Genomic DNA, 16,850 nt, shown 5'->3' with positions numbered 1-16,850 from the left:
ACCAAATTATGAATTACTTGACGGAATAATTAACTGTTTTGCAGATTCGCTGACTTTAATTTGAAACACCTGCCCATCAAGCGGTTTGTTGATCTCAATTTGAGAAAAAATAATGCTCACGCCCTGTTTTTCATCGGGCCGCACAAAATTAATCACACGCGGAAATAGGACGCCGTTTTTTTTGCTGAATTGTCGATATTCTTTAAAAAACAGCAGCTTCTGGTCATTGTAATATTCAATGCGCTTAATGAGCAATGTGTTGGCATCAAACCAGATGTGATAATGAAAGCGACCGTTTTTGGCGCTTAAAAAATACCCGTCAGGCTTTTTTTCAAATTTTTCTTTTTTCAAAATATTAAATTCGTCTCTGGCTAAAAAGACCTGTTGCAATTCGTTGAGCGACAGGGGGAATTGCAGAAAATTCATGTTTTCAAAGTCGCTCTTTTGTCCGGTAATAAATTGGTTTTCGTACTGATTGTAAAAGATAAAACGTTCTTTGCCAATAAAAACCTTGCCCACGTTGGCCCCGAATAGTCCCTTGACCGAAATCAGCAGAGAATCCCTGCCGCTGGCATAAATATCGGCTTCAAATTTTCCGGAATAGGACGGCGAATCGATGGTAATTCGACCCTTAGCGCTTAGCGTTCGGATGCTGTTGATCCATTGATCGTGCAATTCCAGCAGTTGACGATAGGTTAGATCGGGATATTGTTTTGTTAATAATGGGCGTTTCGAAGTACATCCCTGCAAAATAATTAAAAACGTTAATATCATTAGGATCGGCAGTCTTCTCATCATTGGTATTCTTCTACTTTCTTTTTTAACGATTCGTTATTCGGTTCTAATTCCAGCGCTTTTTTCCAGTAGTGGAGGGCGTTTTCCAGATCGCCCATGGCTTTGTACACATCGCCCAGGTGTTCGATGACCACGGCGGAATCATCGCGCAATTCAATCGAACGTTTAATGTATTTGACGGCTTCCTGATAGCGCCCCAGCTTGTACAGCACCCAACCATAGGTATCCAGATAGGCCGAGTTATCCGGGCTCAGTTCAATGGCGCGTCGAGCCATTTGCAGAGCGCGCTGTAAATCTTTATCGCGTTCGGCCAGGCTGTAGCTGTAGTTGTTTAAGATCAATGGGTTATCCGGCAGGCGCTGCAGGGCCACTTCGTAAATACTGTCGCATTGCGCGAACATTTTCATGTTTTCGTAAACAATGCCCAGTCCCGAAAGCGCCGCTTCATTGTTCGGCTCCAGTTCCAGCACCTTTTTAAAGGCTTTGATGGATTCCTGGTACTTTTGATTTTCCTGCAAAAAATTACCGTAAAAGGCCCAGAAAGTCGCTTCATTCCCAAAACGTCCAAGCAGCTCCTGATAGGTGGAATCGGCTCTGGCTACATCGTCCATGCTTGAATAGGTGAAGGCTAACAATAGCCAGGCCAGGCGATTCTCCGGATCGGCCTGGATGGCTTTTTTGAAATACGTTTCGGCCTGAGGGTAATTTTTTTGATCCAGGGCAATCCTGCCGGCCAGTTCAAAAACGCCGGGCGGCAAGTTCGATCGATGGAGCAGCGGTTTAAGGTAAAGGCTTGCGCTGTCGGGCTGATTCATATTAAAATATGCTTCGGCGATTAAAATTTTTGCCGGCGCCGCAGCCGAGTCGGCCTTTAACACATATTTGTACAGTCGAACAATTTGCGGCCAGGCTTTTTTTGTGCGGTAAATAAAGTTCAAACGCTCAACCGCCTGGTCAAACTTTGGATCAAATTTGACGGCTTTTTGATAGTAGTATGCGGCGCTGTCTGTATTCAGTTTTTGTTCCTGCATCAGCCCTAAAAAATAGTAAGCCTTGGAATCTGTGCTGTCCAATTTTAAAATGGAGCGAACCGTTTTGGTGGCCTCGCTGTATTTTTTTGTGCGCAGGTAGGTTTGCGTTAAGCGATAGAGTAAATCTTTGTTTGCGCCGTACAATTCCATCAACATCCGATTGTGTCGGGCCACGGCCAGATCGTTTCCTTTTTTCTGGTACAATAGGATCAGCATCTCCCGCGCGCTGTCGTCATAGGGATTCACTTTTAGCAACCGTTCATAAAATTGGATGGCCTGGTCGTCTTTGCCCAGGCGTAAAGCCACTTCGGCAGACATTTCTAAAATATCGGCATTGTTCGGCGCCAGACGCCGGGCATTTTTTAACATGAGTTCGGCGGTCTCGTATTCTCCAAGCTGAATGTAGTTTTCGGCAATGGCGCTGTAAATGGTGGCCGAAGTGGAATCGTAATGCAGGGCCTGATAAAACTCGACCAGAGCTTCCGGATATCGGCCTTCCTGCTGGTAGTAAATACCCTGTAAAAAATGATCGCGCGCTTTGAACACATGGGGATGTTCTTTTTCCGTACCCTTTTTCAGGGGCGGGCGGTAGTGAACGCAGCTACCCAAAAAAATCAAAATTAACAGGTTGAAAATCAAATATCTTTTTTTCATAATAAGTGGCCTAATTTAAAGCTACTACCAATAAATAACAAGCTAAGTTTTTCCATGAATATCGTTTGCAGGTATTAAATCCCTTTTTCTTTTATTTAGTTCCTGAAAAACAAAGACTTCTTTCGCAAGACCGTGTCGCTTAAAAAGAAGAATGTTCTATTTTGAATGCATGGTCGCATGTTCGGGAGCCTTTCCCTCATCAGGGTTAATTGTAGCTTTCTTTTTTTAACAAATGGAATGGTTACTGGCCTGATGGGAAGGTTCTGTTTGCGGCAGACATAAATTGACGCACTGCCGACAAAAAGAAGCCTTTCTGTAAAGCAAACCATTTTAATGGAGAAAAAATTTTATATTAGAGTTAAATTTATTAATTTTTAGCTTACCAAAAATGAAGAATGTAAAAGGAGCGCAATGAAACGAAAACGAAGAACCAACACGGGTTCTATTAGTCGTACGAAAATAAAGAAAACAACGGGAACGCAAAAAGGGTCGGCCTCTTCACCTTTTCGGCTGAAAACAACAACGTGGATTGGCATTGCCGGCGCTTTGATATTTTTGCTGGTTTTTGGGCTCTATCTGTATTCGCTAAGCAAGGAATTGCCCCCTCTGGAAAAGCTGGAGCGTATTGATCCGGAAATCGCCACGGTTGTTTATTCGGCGGACGGCGAGGTTTTGCATTCGTTTTTCACGTTTAATCGCACCTATACGCCCTATGAAAAGATTCCAAAATACGTCATCGACGCATTGATCTCCACTGAGGATCGCGACTTCTTCAACCACTGGGGCATTAATCTGACAGGAATTTTACGCGCCTTACTGGTTGACTTGATCCACATGGAATTGAAGCAGGGCGCCAGCACCATCACCATGCAATTGGCGCGCAATTTGTATTTTGGTTATGCCCAGACCTTCGATCGTAAAATCAAAGAAGCTTTAACCGCCATCCAGATCGAACGCACCTATTCCAAAGAAGAAATTTTAAGTATGTACTTGAATATTACTTTTTTTGGTAATCATGCTTACGGCATTCGGGCGGCGGCAAAGCGCTATTTTAATAAAGATGTGGAAGATTTGAATGTTCAGGAAGCGGCCCTTTTAATCGGAATTCTGAAGGGTCAAACCTATTACTCGCCCATTCGTCATCCGGAACGCGCCCTAAAACGCCGTAATGTGGTGCTGAGCATGATGATGGACAATGGTAAATTGACCAGAGCGGAGTTTGATAGCCTGAAACAATTGCCGCTGGGACTGGATATCACCGATCCGTACAAAATGAAAATTGCGCCCTACTTCACGGAATATGTGCGACGCAAACTTAATAAGTTGCAGGATTCGCTGGGCGTTAATATTTATGAAGACGGTTTGCGTATTTACACCACGCTGGACACGCGCGTTCAAAAATACATGGAAATGTCCATTGCCAAACATATTGACGCTATTCAGGAACGCGTTCGGCGGCAATCGGTCTTCCGAAAAATTAAAGAAGAACTGGGCGACTCGGCCTATGAGAGTATCAGCAAAGTGCAACTGGCCTTTACGGCAATTGATCCACACAACGGGCATATTCTGGCCATGGTCGGCGGGCGGGATTTTTCAAAATCGAAGTGGAACCGCGTTACGCAAATGATGCGTCAACCCGGCTCCGCCTTTAAACCGTTTCTTTACACGGCGGCGATTGATAACGGTTATTCTCCCGCCAGTAAATACCCGGATTTGCCCACGGTGGAATTTAATCCCGATAGCACGCGCTGGACGCCGCAAAATTACAACGGCGCGTTTAGCGGTGAAATGGTCACCCTGCGCGAAGCCTTACGCAAATCGCTGAACTCCGTTGCCGTGCGCCTGATTGCCGATATTACGCCGCAAATGGTCATTAAATATGCCCGTGAAATGGGCATCACCACGCCCCTGCATCCCTATTCTTCCCTGGCTCTGGGCAGCGCGGATGTGATTCCGCTGGAAATTATTTCTGCCTACGGCATTTTTGCCAATAACGGCGTGCATGTCTATCCCATCGCCATTACGCGTATTGAGGATCGAAACGGTAATGTCATTTACACGCAAACGCCGCGCATGAAAGAAGCCCTGTCGCCGGAAACCACCTACATTATGAACGATATGCTGCAAACGGTGGTCAATCGCGGAACGGGCGCCCGGGCCAGAACGGTTTTTAAATTTTACGAAAAAGCCGGCGGTAAAACCGGCACAACCAACTCCTACACCGACGCCTGGTTCATTGGCTTTACGCCGGATATGGTGGCCGGTATCTGGGTGGGACTGGACGACTTTAAATACAGCCTGGGCCGCGGGATGACCGGCTCGGTGGCCGCTCTGCCCTTCTGGGCGGATTTTATGAAAATGGTCTATGATTCGATTCCGGATATTCGCAAGCACAAGGATTTTCCTCAGGCTTCTGGGGTTGCCCGCTTAAAGATTTGCGCAGAAACCAATTTGCTGGCCACGCCCTACTGTCCGGAAACGTACGAAGAACTATTTAATTTAAAATACGCGCCGTCTAAAAAGTGCGACAAACACCAGGAGCCCATTCCCTATCGTAAGAAACGGCGCCATATTTTTTAAGAGATGTTAAAAAGGCGTGGGAGGGACGCGGAGAGGGGGAACCGTTTTAACGGTTTTTAAGAGCGGCGTGAGAGGCTTAAACTTGCCGAATGAGACGCGCGGGCTATGAACACGGGGGCGGAAAATCCTGCGCTTAAAAGGAATGGTGTAAACAGGGAGGTTTATTGGACTCCGTTTAAAAACCTGCGGGGGGTATAGATGTGGCCTTTCTACCGTTTTAACGGTGGAAAGGCCTGAATATGTGCGCCGCATCTGCGTTGGGAGGTATGAAGCGTGAACCGTTTTAACGGTTTGCGCATCCCAATTGAACGGTTAATAAAGCACGAATGATCATTAACAGCGCAGCGTTTCTTGCTGATGGCTCTCGCAAAAGCCTTAAATCAAACACTCCAATCCAATAATCTCATTTTTCCCTATCTCCATCAATATTTTAACAGACTTCGTTAAAAATAGCACAAAAAATATCGTGTTTTGGTTGAATCTATTATTTTAAGCTCTTAAATTACAAAAGACTAATGTTTACAAACGATTAAGCAAACATTAAAATATGACGAGGTCTCTATGAAACTATTCGATAATTTAATCGTCTGGAGCTTGCCGCTGGTGCCTAAACCCATTGTTAAATTCTTTTCCAGAATTTATATTGCCGGTTCAACACTCCAGGAAGGCGTGGCAAAAGTTAAGGAATTGAACGCCAGAGGAATAATGGCCACCATGGATTTACTCGGCGAGTTTAGCAAAGACGAACAAATTTGCAAGCAGGCCGCCGATACCTACATCGAAATGCTAAAAACCATTGACCGCGAGGGCCTAGATTCAAATGTCTCATTAAAACCCACGCATATGGGACTTTTAATCAGCAAAGATTTTTGTTACAATAATATCCGCCGCATTGTTTTGGAAGCGCAAAAGCTGAATAACTTTGTACGCATCGACATGGAAGATCATACGACCACCGATGATACGATTGACATTTATCTTAAGCTTAAAGAAGAATTCGGCAGCCAGCACGTGGGAACGGTCATCCAGGCCTATTTAAGAAGAACCATCGATGATATCAATCGTTTAGTCGAGCACAAAGCCAATTTGCGATTGTGCAAGGGCATTTATGTAGAACCGCGTGACATCGCCTTTAAAGACATGGATATTATCAACGAAAGCTTTAAATACAATCTCGACAAACTACTCTCCAACGGCTGCTACACTGGCATTGCCACCCATGACGAAAAGCTGATCTACCACGCCTTGACCGTCATCGATCGCTTAAAACTGGACAAAATGGATTACGAATTTCAGATGCTGTTGGGCGTTCAGGAACAACTGCGCGACATTCTGGTAAAGGCCGGACACCGCTTGCGCGTGTATGTGCCGTTTGGTAAGGACTGGTATGGCTATTCTACGCGGCGTTTGAAAGAAAATCCCAAGATGGCCGGCTACGTATTCAAACGAATCTTCGGCATTGGGAAATAATTTGGGCGTTAAAAGCGTACTTTAGTTCTTTAATGAACATGTAGGATTGTGGATGGAATATTTAATCATCAGCGCCAGCTTAAATAAAACCAGCCGCAGTTTTGTTCTATCGCAAAGCGCGCTTGAAGTTTTTAAACAACATCGTCAGCAGGCGGAGTTAATTGATCTGCGTAATTATCAACTGCCTTTGTGTGACGGAGGAGAAACCTTCAATCACCCGCATGTCAAACAAATCAAACAAAAAATTGAAAAAGCCTCGGCCCTGATTGTCGCAGGGCCGATTTACAATTACGAAATGAATGCCGCTCTCAAAAACCTATTCGATTTAACCGGTTCCGCCTGGGAAGGCAAAATTATCGGACTCATGGCTGTGGGAGGCGGCAGGAATAGCTACATGGCGCCCATGAATTTCTTGAACAGTCTGATGTTTAACGCCCGCTGTCTCATCGTCCCCCGCTATGTTTACGCACTCGAAAACCAGATTTCGGAAACACACCCCCTGCCTACCGAAATCACAAAAAGAATTAATGAACTGGTTAAAACAACCATTCGCCTTGCTGAAAAACTGTTAGCTTCGTAGCCGCGCTTTATTCAAGCGCCAGATCGGAGTAGTCCTTACCAATGGGCTCCGCCGCTTCCAGCCCCAGCGTTTTTAGTAAATCGGCCACAAGAACCGCTTTTTCTTCCGCATCATGCCTGCTCCAGGTACGACTCTTGATCTCCAGAAAATCGCCCATTTTAGGAATGACCAGACGATCCAGGTTGATGTAAAATTCCGTTTCTTTAAAGACCACTTTCCAGCGATATCTCTCTTTTTCAATCACCATCTCTTTAATCGGTTTAAAATACTCCCGGTAAAATCGCAGGCTGTGCGTGGCTTTAGCCAGATATCTGGAGCGTGACAGAAGAACCGTGTGCGCAAATTCCCGTTCAAAAGCCGGTCCAAGTAATGTCAAACGATAGCGCGCTTTAACAATCTGACCTTGTGGATTGATGATTTCATCTTCCCGATAGCGCAGGCGCCCCTGATCGGCATCGTCAAAATAGAAATAAGTATCGTACTGCAAATAGTGTCGCTGATAGACAACCTTTATTTCCGGTTTTTTCAGTTTTTCAAAGATCTCGTCAAACCTTTTCACCGGCACCTTAATCTGCACTTCAAAGCTTTCTTCTTCGGTGGCCGTTTCAATGGCGATCAGTTTAGAGAGTACGGATTTTTCACGCTCCAGCAGAAAAGAATCGATGCGCCGTGCAAAATTCTGCGCTTCTTTCAACAACGACTCTTCATCCAGAGTCAGTAATTTCTTATCGCGCATTAAAAATTTACCGTTAACCAGCACGTCTGTCACGTCAAAGGTTTTGGTCGCATAAACGATCTGGGCAAATGACATTTTATCCTCACGTTTGTAACGCGGCGAATTGTGAATGGCGCTGGTATCGATCAAAATCAAATCGGCCTTTTTGCCCGCTTCAATAGAACCAATTTGCTTATCGAGATGCAGAGCCTGAGCGCCAATGCGCGTTGCCATGGTCAAAACATGGGGGGCCGGCAACGCCGTCGGATCATTGGTAATGCCCTTGGCAATAAATGAGGCCAGACGCATCTCTTCAAACATATCCAGATCATTGTTCGATGCGGGGCCATCGGTTCCGATCCCCACATTGATCCCCATGGCGCTCATTTGCGTCACTTTGGCAAAGCCGGAAGCCAATTTTAAATTGGAAGAGGGATTGTGCACCACGCCCACATTAAAGTTTTTGAGTGTGTGCATTTCTCCTTCGTCAACGTGCACCAGATGCGCGCCAATAATTTTAGCTTCTAACATGCCTATTTTACGGATGTATGGAATTACAGGAATGCCATGCTCCCTGCGCATTGTCTCCACTTCCTGTCTGGTCTCCGCCAGATGAATCTGAACTGGAACATCAAACTCAAGGGCTAACTCAGTGGCCGCCTGCAAAATTTCCGTTGTACACGTGTAAGGCGCGTGAGGCGCCACAGAAGGAGTAATTAAGGGATGATCTTTCCAGCGCTTGATAAAATCACGTGTGTACTCCAGCGACTCCTCGTAAGACTGAGCATCCGGCGACGGAAACTTAATGACCGTTTCACCGCAAACTGCTCTTAATCCGGCCTCGGCGGCAGCCTGTGCCACCTGCTCTTCATAATAATACATATCGGCAAATGTCGTCACCCCGGAACGTATCAATTCGGCGGAGGCCATCAAAGTCCCCAGCCGCACAAATTCCGGTGAAACAAACTCGCGTTCCACGGGCATCATGTGCCCCAAAAGCCACACATCAAGCCGAAGATCGTCGGCAACGCCGCGCAGTAACGTCATGGGCACATGGGTATGGGCGTTCACCAGGCCGGGCATCAAAACTTTATCCTGACAATTTACCACTTCCCGGGCGTTATATTTCTTGAGGATGGCTTCCTCTTTATCGACCGCCACTATTTCATCGCCCTTAATGGCCACGGCTCCGGGCTCAAATTGCCGTAATTCGGAATCCATGGTCAAAACACGCGCATTTTTAAAAATTAAATCTACCTCTTGCATGGCGCTCTCCATTTGGTTAAATAAATTGGAAGAATTTAAGGCATAAAAAATTTAAATTCAATGATGACTCATGTTTTTTTAATCGCTCGCCTTAATCTTGCTTTTGCCGTTTAATGAAAATAAATCTCTGGTGGGCATAAAAAATTAAAACCATTTTGCCTAAAAACTTAAATGATGTCAACGCTGACGAATAGCAGGGCAGATTTCCAACTCATCCGTCTTTTCCAATGCATTAAACTGCCACATTCAGGCTTGAGTAAACCTTTTTACAACTATTGCCAAATCTCAAGTGCTATTCTTTAAGACAAAAGCTCATCAATGGCCATGGCCAGATCAAAATCCTTCTGCGTCAAACCGCCTGCATCGTGCGTGGTGAGCGTTAAACGAACACGATTGTACACATTAAAAATTTCGGGATGATGCCCGTGTCGTTCTGCTAAGATAGCTACTTTGTTGATAAAAACCATGGCCTCGGTAAAATCTGTAAATTGCCATTGTGCGCTGATTTGTTCGTCTTGCAATTTCCAGTTCTTTAGCCGTTTAATCAAATCCTGTGCTTCTTCTTTTCTTAATTTCTCCATGACAATGTCCTTTTTTACTTTACAACAAAGACCTTGCCTCAATTATTTCACAGGCGACAGTCAGTAGAACGACATATCTGCCGAAAATCAATTATGAGCCTGCCTCTACTTTCATCAACAGAGACAATTTATTTTAACAATAACATCTTACGCGTTAAAATGCGGTCTGCTGTCTGAAGTCGGTAAAAATACATTCCCGAAGGTAAATCATCGGCTTTAAAGTTAAGTGAATGTTTTCCGGCAGAAAGAATACTTTCGGTTAGAATTTTGACCTTTTCTCCCGCGGCATTCAAAACCGTCAGACGAACAACGGTAGTTTTAGGCAGATAAAATTGAATGGTGGTGCTGGCGTTAAATGGATTGGGATAGTTTTGCTCCAGAAGATAATCTTTTGGCTGAAGGCCAGAGTCACCGTTAAGCGCTGATGGCAGTTTGACCTGTACGGTAAAATTGGGCGCGTGATTCCATACATCGCCAGAAGTTGAACCGTTAAGATTAACACTGTTTCCCGTTGCCGCAATAACTGCCGGCCCTTCTGTTTCGGGCGCTGTGTAAGTAAACTGAAAGGTAACCACATTATTAAATGGTGACTTGGGGGAGCTGTGCGTAAGTTCTTCGTTGAGTTTTTGTAGAAAAGCGTCATCTGCTTCCAGTTGCCCCCGGTTGGCGGCTATATTGATTCCGGCAGCGCTTAACGTTCCGCCGCTAATCTGAACCTGAAAGGTAGCCACTGCATTAGGCTGTACGGTATCCGGCCCTGAAATGGTAACCGTTACATTATCAGAAGGCTGGGCGCTGTGGCAGGTGCAACCCGGCGAGTTTCCCAGCGTTGTTTTGCCAGTTACCCCGTTCGAACTTGCCCAGAGGTAGCCGATGGCTAATAAAAGCAATAACACAATAAGCGGCTTTTTTGAAATAAAATCAATAGACTGTTTCATGGAATTCTCCTCCTCGTAAAATATTCAATAAATTAAGCGCAGATGTCGGAGGAATTATTCCCTGATAAACGTTAAAATAAGCGCGTTCTCTCAAAAAAAGATGAAATCCCCAGACTGAAATGCACTCACAACATTTTATATTTGAGACGACATTTATGTTGTTATGGCACGCTTTGCAGTTCACTAAATCAAAGTCCGTCTTAGAAAGAAATCACTCAATTCGTAACAACTGCCCCAGGTAGGTTTTGGGAAACGGTTGTCGTTCAATAGAGATTCTTGAGATTTCTACCGGAAACGGAAATTGTCCGGCAAGATGATTTTGTATCTTTTTGATTAAATGGGCTTCCAGTTCGCCCTCATTGAGACTCATTAATTCCGGATTGGGCAAAACTTTTAAAACAAGCTCGTCATTGTGTTTAAAAATCAAGACCTCTACAATCTCTTCCAATTCACGCAGCGAGGCCTCCACAACGCGAGCGTCCAGTTTAAATCCCGACGCGAATTCAATAATGGTGGAATGGAATCCTAAAATTTTGAAGGCTTCTTCGGCAGGTTCCGCAATCAGAGGCGTTCTGCTAAAGTCAGTGGTCGGATCGCTTTTTAACACATTCGGCCCCTTTACCCACAATGCGCCGCCCGGCCTTTCACCTTCTTCTATTTTGGCCTCCATATCTCTAACCAGTTGTCCTTTGATCCAGCAAAAATCTTCAACGGCTTTTCCGCTTAGCAAAACCGAGGTTGTTTCAAATATGCCAAAAAGTAGATGGTGCCGTATTTTATTCTTCAGTAAAAATTGGTTACAGGAACGGTTGAGCGGTGTTAAGTTCGCAGAAATTAGCCACTCAACCTGTTTCATAAAATCCAGTTTGCCGCCGGTAATTTTATCTTTTAAAAATGAAAATATCTTTAGCGAAGTTTTCAAAATGGATCGGCGTCCAACCGCCTGGAGTTGTGGCTTTAAAATTCTTTCTAACAGGCCGCTTTCCAGAAGCACATGCGTGGGCTGGTAGCGTTTGATTAGATCAGCCAGTTCTCCGAGCGTTTGCGGTTGGGCGCCAAAGACCACCTGATAGCCCTTTAAAATGGTTCCCAAAACGCCCAGCGAAAACGTCAAATTAAAATAGAACGGCAAAAGCAAAAGCACTTTGCTCTCTGCGTTCAGGCCGATGGTTTCGCTGGCAATGCTGGCCGATGAGATCAGGTGTTTATGGTTGTACCGGTAAAACTGCCACTTTCCGTGTAAATCGGGCAAAATAAGACGTTGAATTTCATCGTCCTCTTCAATCTGCGGGGGCGGAATAACTTCTTCCGCTTTAACCAGCTCCAGGGCCGCCTTTTTTATTTTATGGATTTCTTTTTCAAATTTTTCAGATACTGTATCTTCCTGCAACGATTCAAACTTAAAGGAATGAATATCAATAAAAAATTTCAAGTGGTGGTAGCTATGTTGTTTTATTCGGGGCTTAATTTCTTGCGCGGCAAATACAGCGACAATCCGGTTCTGCTTTAAAAAGAAATGCAAATCTTCATCCGAGAGCGCCGGCACAATGGGTATGGTAATGGCGCCAATCTGAGCAAGCGCAAAATAGATGATCGGTAAATTGGTAAAACGGCTGTCCAGAATGGCAACACAATCCCCTTTTTTGATGCCATTTCTTAATAGAAACTCGCTTAACAGTTCCACCCGATTGTAAAAGACCGCAAATGTTGCCGAACTTCCATCGGGAAAATTAAAAATTACTCTGGTGGAACTCCTGGAAAAATTGCTTTCTAAAATAGCCGGGATGGTCAAACTATTTTCTGCCATTGCTTTATTTCCCAAATTTGATATTGACAATAACAATTTAAAAAGAAACGGATTTTAAGCAAAGAAATTTAAACCTTCTTACCATCTTTTCGTAGATCATAACGTCACAAATTATTTAGCAGGAGGATTTTGACATGCGAACCATTATCGGATTTTTTTTGATTTTAATTTTTACCCTTCCATTAACGGCTAAAGACAACAGGCAAAAAACGCTAACCCTGTCTGCCCGGGGCGTGGAAAAACTGAGCATCCAATGCGAAGAGGGCTTTTTAAAAATCGTGGGCCAGCCCGACGCCTCAGAAATCCAGGTGATCGCCGAACTTTTGCCCCAAAACACCACATGGAAAGAGGTGCAAAAAGTGGTTAAACTACAACTGCGTCGCGAAGGCAAAAAGGTGGTATTAACCAGCAAGATTTACGAAGACGGATTTTTTAGCTGGTTGTTTGAACAGCCGAATTTAAGAATTAATTTAACCGTAACCGTACCACAAACCATCAACCTGGATATCTCAGATGGCTCCGGTTTCATTGATCTAAAAAACATTCAGGGCGATATTGACCTGAAAGACGGCTCCGGCGATATCTTTTTGGCGGACATTCAGGGGCCGGTGCGAATTCATGATGGGTCCGGAAGTATTTTGGCTACCTCTATCGCCGGCAATTTAAAGATCGACGATGGATCGGGAGACATTATTCTGGAAAAAATTAAAGGTAAAATTGTGATTGACGATGGCTCTGGCGATCTGCAAATCCGCCTGGCGGACGGTAAAGTGAAGGTTGACGATTCTTCGGGCAACATCGAACTTTCCCATATCACTGCGGACATCGATCTTGAAGACAGCTCGGGAGATATTTCCATTACAAATGCCGAAGGCTACATCAAGATAGATGATTCCTCGGGAGGCCTGGAAATTAGCAATGTCATCGGCACGGTGGAAATTGAAGACGGAAGCGGCGACATTGTCGTCAAACAGGTTGACGGCGATTTAATCATTGTTAACGATGGCGGCGGAAAACTCTCAACGCACGATATCTCCGGTAAGGTAATAAGATATTAATCGTTGTGTTTCAGGCAGCTTCTGCGGCGGGAGCGCGAGCTTGTGTTCTGGTAGGATCGCTTCGTAAGCTCCCCGGCCGTTTTTTTTCGCCTATTTTACATGCAAAAGCTTAACGCGCTGGATAAACCTTGCGCCTTTCAATTGAGCAAAGTAAATGCCGGCAGGAAATTCCCTAAAATCAATAGTAAAGGTTCCACTGGCGACCACGCTTCGCGTAAGCACTCTTTGTCCGGAAACGGAAAAAATTTCGACTTTAAGGAGAGAACGGGCTACAAGAGGCGGCACACGAAACGTTACCCGACTGTTAAACGGATTGGGATAACACGAAACCAGCGCGGTTCCGTCAGCCAGGCGTTTTTTACCTTCTTGAAAAATAGCGGACGGTGCAGGATGCGTAATGGGCTGACCCAGCAGCCAGTCAATGGCCGACCAGAGAAAGGGCCAGTCGCTTCCGGCGTCGTCCAGTTCCTGGGCAAAAGCGGTGCTGTCGCGATCGTCGTCTTCCTCAATTTCAGGATGCGGGCCTAATAATAAAACGCGACCCGAACCATAGGTAAAATTGATGGCGCCCGGCAGATTGAAATACGCATCCCAGGCGCCAATGGTGTCGAACGAAAAATTTTCATGGCCGACAAAATAAGGGCCGCCGTAGTAAAGCATAACCTGATGATCGGGCTCATACTGGTTAATGGGATTGTTCGGATTGAGGTTCAGACGCGTCATGGTGTAATTATCCCACGGGGCAATGGTGTCGATAGCGCCGATGGCCACGCCGTCAAACAAATCGAGCGGGTAGTCCAGCAAACCGTCTTCTTCCCAGATGATGGAATCACTGGCAAAGTAAGCGCCTGCGCAAATTCCCAGATAGCCTCCTCCATTGGCCACCAATTCGCGAATATGAGCAATGCCGGAGTCATTAATGGCCAGCTTGTAATAATAGGCGTACCCGCCGGGGAAGCAAATGGCATCGAACTGATCGCTCAAAGGATTGTCATTGATGAACTGAGCGTCCACTTCCTGGTAGCTGATACCTTTCCACTGTAAAAACTGTTCGAGCGCCGTCAGCCCATCCTGCCACACGCCAATACCGCCATCGTTGTAAATGGCGATTTGCGCCTGAGCCGACAAACCGACAACGCTCAGAACAAAGAGCGATAAAGAGTAAAAAATTCGTTTAAGCATACGATCGCTTTCCTGCCTGCCATAAACCGTGTTTACATTAAAACAAACATGATCCGGCCCAATATTCCCTCAAAAATTTTTCTTTGCATTTTGGGGCAGGCGCAAACCTTTGCCATTTATCTTCTTAAAGGTTCAGCTGTTTTTTCACCCACTCTTCCAGCCCCCCGGCCAGGATAATTTCCTGAGCGGCCACACCGAACGGTTTAATCGAATAGGTCTTATCTTCTAAGTTTATTTTTCCTTCTTTGAAATTGATGGCGGCCTTTAAGCCGGTTCTAACGGTAAGGCGGTCTGTGCCAAAGCGTTCTTTTAAATCGGCGATTAATTCCGGCGCTTCCACCACCATAAAACCGTTATTAATGGCGTTGCGTTTGTACGTTTCGCTAAAAGAACCGGCCAGCACCATTTGAATGCCTGCGTATTTAAAGGCCGTTGCAGCCTGTTCGCGCGAACTGCCCGTTCCAAAGTTAAAACCGCCGGCCAGAATATCGCCCTCTTTCATTATTTTTACAAATTGTGGGTCGTAATTTTCCATGACTACTTTAGCCTGTTGTTCGGGCGTAAAATCGTCAATATAGGTGTATTTGCCCGGATAAATGCCGTCGGTATTCAGGTTGTCTTGCGGACAGAAGAGCAATTCGCCCTCCACAACCTCCGGAAACCCGGGGAGCACTTTCACCGCGGTCTGCTTTTGCTGCGCTCTGTCGTTTATCGTAATTTGAGCTGCCGGCTTTTGCGTGGGAATATGAAAGGGCGTGTCAATTTTACCGCTAATGGCCGAAGCGGCAACCACTGCCGGCGAAGCCAGATAAGCCTGCGCATTACGCGAGCCCATTCTTCCCTTAAAATTTCGGTTGGTTGCCGAAATGCCGACCTCGCCGTCTTCCAGCAAGCCAGTTCCCAACCCAATACACGGGCCGCAACCGGGAGGCAGGGCAATGGCGCCGGCCTCTAACAACGCCTGCCAGTAACCCAATTTCTCGGCTTCTTTTTGCACCTCGTCAGAAGCGGCCGCAATGTAAAACTTAACGTGTTCGGCTACTTTTTTGCCCTTAACCACGGCGGCGGCCTGGGCGATATCCTCCAATCGGCTGTTCACGCACGAAACCAGATATGCCTTGTGAATTTTGATATTTTTTGAAGCCAGTTCGTCCACCGGCGCAATGGTTTTAACGGTGTCCGGGCCCGCCACATAAGGCACCACTGTGCTTAAATCCAGAACGATTTCCCTGGCGTAATAAGCGTCGGCATCCGCCGTGGGAATGTTTTGCTCCAGCTCCTGGATGCGTTTTTCATTTAAACGCGGATGTTCGCCGTTTCCGTCGGCATCGGAAGGCACGCCCGCCAGCCCGCGTTTTTTGACGTATTCAGCCCGCTGCCGCAACCAGTTGATGGTGTGCATATCAATGGGAAAAACACCGGCCAGCGCTCCCCACTCTGTAGTCATGTTGGCGATGGTCAATCGCTGGTCAATGGTCAGGTTGCCCACGCCGTCGCCGCTAAACTCAATGGCGTGATTTAAAACCTCGTCGTGGCTAAAATGGCCGGCCAGGGCAATAATAACGTCCTTACCGGTAACGCCCGGTCGCAGGCTGCCCTTTAAAACGACTTTAACCACCGGCGGTATTTGCCACCATGTTTTTCCGGAAGCCCACAGAGCCGCGGCGTCGGTGCGCACAATGGGCGTTCCCAGGCAGCCCAATCCGCCGTACATGTTGGAGTGACTATCCGAGGCGACTACCAGAGTGCCCGGCCAGGCATACCCCTCTTCAACCATGATCTGATGGCCAATCCCCCGGCCAGCCGGATAAAAATCGGCCCCCATCTCGCGCGAAAAGGCTTCGATTTTACGATATTTTTCCAGATTCTTTTCCGATGTGTCCTGAATGTTGTGATCCAGAGTGTGCACCACCTGGCGCGGATTAAAAAACTTTTTGGCGCCGATCTTTTTAAATTTTGGAATAACGGCGCCGGTATTGTCATGAGTCATCACATGCGCCGGCTGAATCATAATGTAGTCGCCGGAATGTACGATTTGTCCTTCTTCCAGCCCAACGGCAAATTTTTGGGCGATTTTTTCAATAAGGGTTTGAGCCATACTTTTACTCTCCTTTGTCATTTGTAATCGTTTGGTTAAAATTAAGAATGAAAAGGTTTTAATACAAAAGAATAGGTTAGCGCCAATTAAAAATT

The 16,850-nt window shown here is 45.8% G+C and carries 12 protein-coding genes; 4 read left to right on the top strand and 8 right to left on the bottom strand.

The features are described 5' to 3' along the window. Positions 1-6: 6 nt before the first annotated feature. Together lolB1 and Cabys_RS02740 are read right to left on the bottom strand one after the other, a co-directional pair. Positions 7-798 (bottom strand): lipoprotein insertase outer membrane protein LolB1, encoded by a 792-nt coding sequence (gene lolB1 / locus Cabys_RS02745; protein ID WP_006928592.1) that lies wholly within the window; start codon positions 796-798, stop codon positions 7-9. Next, the gene (locus Cabys_RS02740) at positions 795-2,480 is read right to left on the bottom strand and encodes a tetratricopeptide repeat protein (protein WP_006928591.1); all 1,686 of its coding nucleotides are present in this window, start codon (positions 2,478-2,480) and stop codon (positions 795-797) included. Before Cabys_RS02740 ends, lolB1 begins: the two co-directional genes overlap by 4 nt. 411 nt (positions 2,481-2,891) lie before the next feature. Here Cabys_RS02740 and Cabys_RS02735 point away from each other — a divergent pair, with 411 nt between their 5' ends. The 3 genes from Cabys_RS02735 (at position 2,892) to Cabys_RS02725 (ending at position 7,110) form a co-directional block, all read left to right on the top strand. Then, on the top strand, positions 2,892-5,060 hold the full coding sequence (locus Cabys_RS02735; protein WP_006928590.1) for a penicillin-binding protein 1A: 2,169 nt from the start codon (positions 2,892-2,894) through the stop codon (positions 5,058-5,060). Between the two features lie 561 nt (positions 5,061-5,621). Next, a complete protein-coding gene (locus Cabys_RS02730) occupies positions 5,622-6,530 on the top strand; it encodes a proline dehydrogenase family protein (protein WP_006928588.1) in 909 nt (302 codons plus the stop codon). Between the two features lie 52 nt (positions 6,531-6,582). Further along, the gene (locus Cabys_RS02725; protein WP_006928587.1) at positions 6,583-7,110 is read left to right on the top strand and encodes an NADPH-dependent FMN reductase; all 528 of its coding nucleotides are present in this window, start codon (positions 6,583-6,585) and stop codon (positions 7,108-7,110) included. A gap of 7 nt (positions 7,111-7,117) precedes the next feature. On the opposite strand, the gene Cabys_RS02720 is transcribed toward Cabys_RS02725, so the two are convergent. The 4 genes from Cabys_RS02720 to Cabys_RS02705 form a co-directional block, all read right to left on the bottom strand. Continuing rightward, positions 7,118-9,091, bottom strand: a complete 1,974-nt coding sequence (locus Cabys_RS02720; RefSeq protein ID WP_006928586.1) for an amidohydrolase family protein — start codon at positions 9,089-9,091, stop codon at positions 7,118-7,120. 299 nt (positions 9,092-9,390) lie between these two features. Continuing rightward, complete coding sequence (locus tag Cabys_RS02715; protein ID WP_006928585.1) at positions 9,391-9,672, bottom strand: 4a-hydroxytetrahydrobiopterin dehydratase; 282 nt, start codon at positions 9,670-9,672, stop codon at positions 9,391-9,393. Positions 9,673-9,800: 128 nt separating this feature from the next. After that, positions 9,801-10,610, bottom strand: a complete 810-nt coding sequence (locus Cabys_RS02710; RefSeq protein ID WP_006928584.1) for a choice-of-anchor V domain-containing protein — start codon at positions 10,608-10,610, stop codon at positions 9,801-9,803. A gap of 211 nt (positions 10,611-10,821) precedes the next feature. Then, positions 10,822-12,417: a class I adenylate-forming enzyme family protein gene (locus Cabys_RS02705; protein ID WP_006928583.1), complete on the bottom strand. Its 1,596-nt coding sequence runs from the start codon at positions 12,415-12,417 to the stop codon at positions 10,822-10,824. 134 nt (positions 12,418-12,551) lie between these two features. Here Cabys_RS02705 and Cabys_RS02700 point away from each other — a divergent pair, with 134 nt between their 5' ends. After that, the gene (locus tag Cabys_RS02700) at positions 12,552-13,475 is read left to right on the top strand and encodes a DUF4097 family beta strand repeat-containing protein (protein ID WP_006928582.1); all 924 of its coding nucleotides are present in this window, start codon (positions 12,552-12,554) and stop codon (positions 13,473-13,475) included. Between the two features lie 90 nt (positions 13,476-13,565). Here Cabys_RS02700 and Cabys_RS02695 read toward each other — a convergent pair whose 3' ends face one another. After that, a complete protein-coding gene (locus tag Cabys_RS02695) occupies positions 13,566-14,657 on the bottom strand; it encodes a BPL-N domain-containing protein (protein ID WP_006928581.1) in 1,092 nt (363 codons plus the stop codon). Between the two features lie 124 nt (positions 14,658-14,781). Beyond that, positions 14,782-16,755 carry a homoaconitase gene (lysF, locus tag Cabys_RS02690; protein WP_044281142.1) on the bottom strand — a complete coding sequence of 658 codons (1,974 nt, stop codon included), beginning with the start codon at positions 16,753-16,755 and terminating at the stop codon, positions 14,782-14,784. Between the last annotated feature and the right edge of the window lie 95 nt (positions 16,756-16,850).

This window comes from Caldithrix abyssi DSM 13497, assembly GCF_001886815.1.
Classification (GTDB): domain Bacteria; phylum Calditrichota; class Calditrichia; order Calditrichales; family Calditrichaceae; genus Caldithrix; species Caldithrix abyssi.
This window is presented reverse-complemented; position numbering and strand designations above follow the sequence as displayed.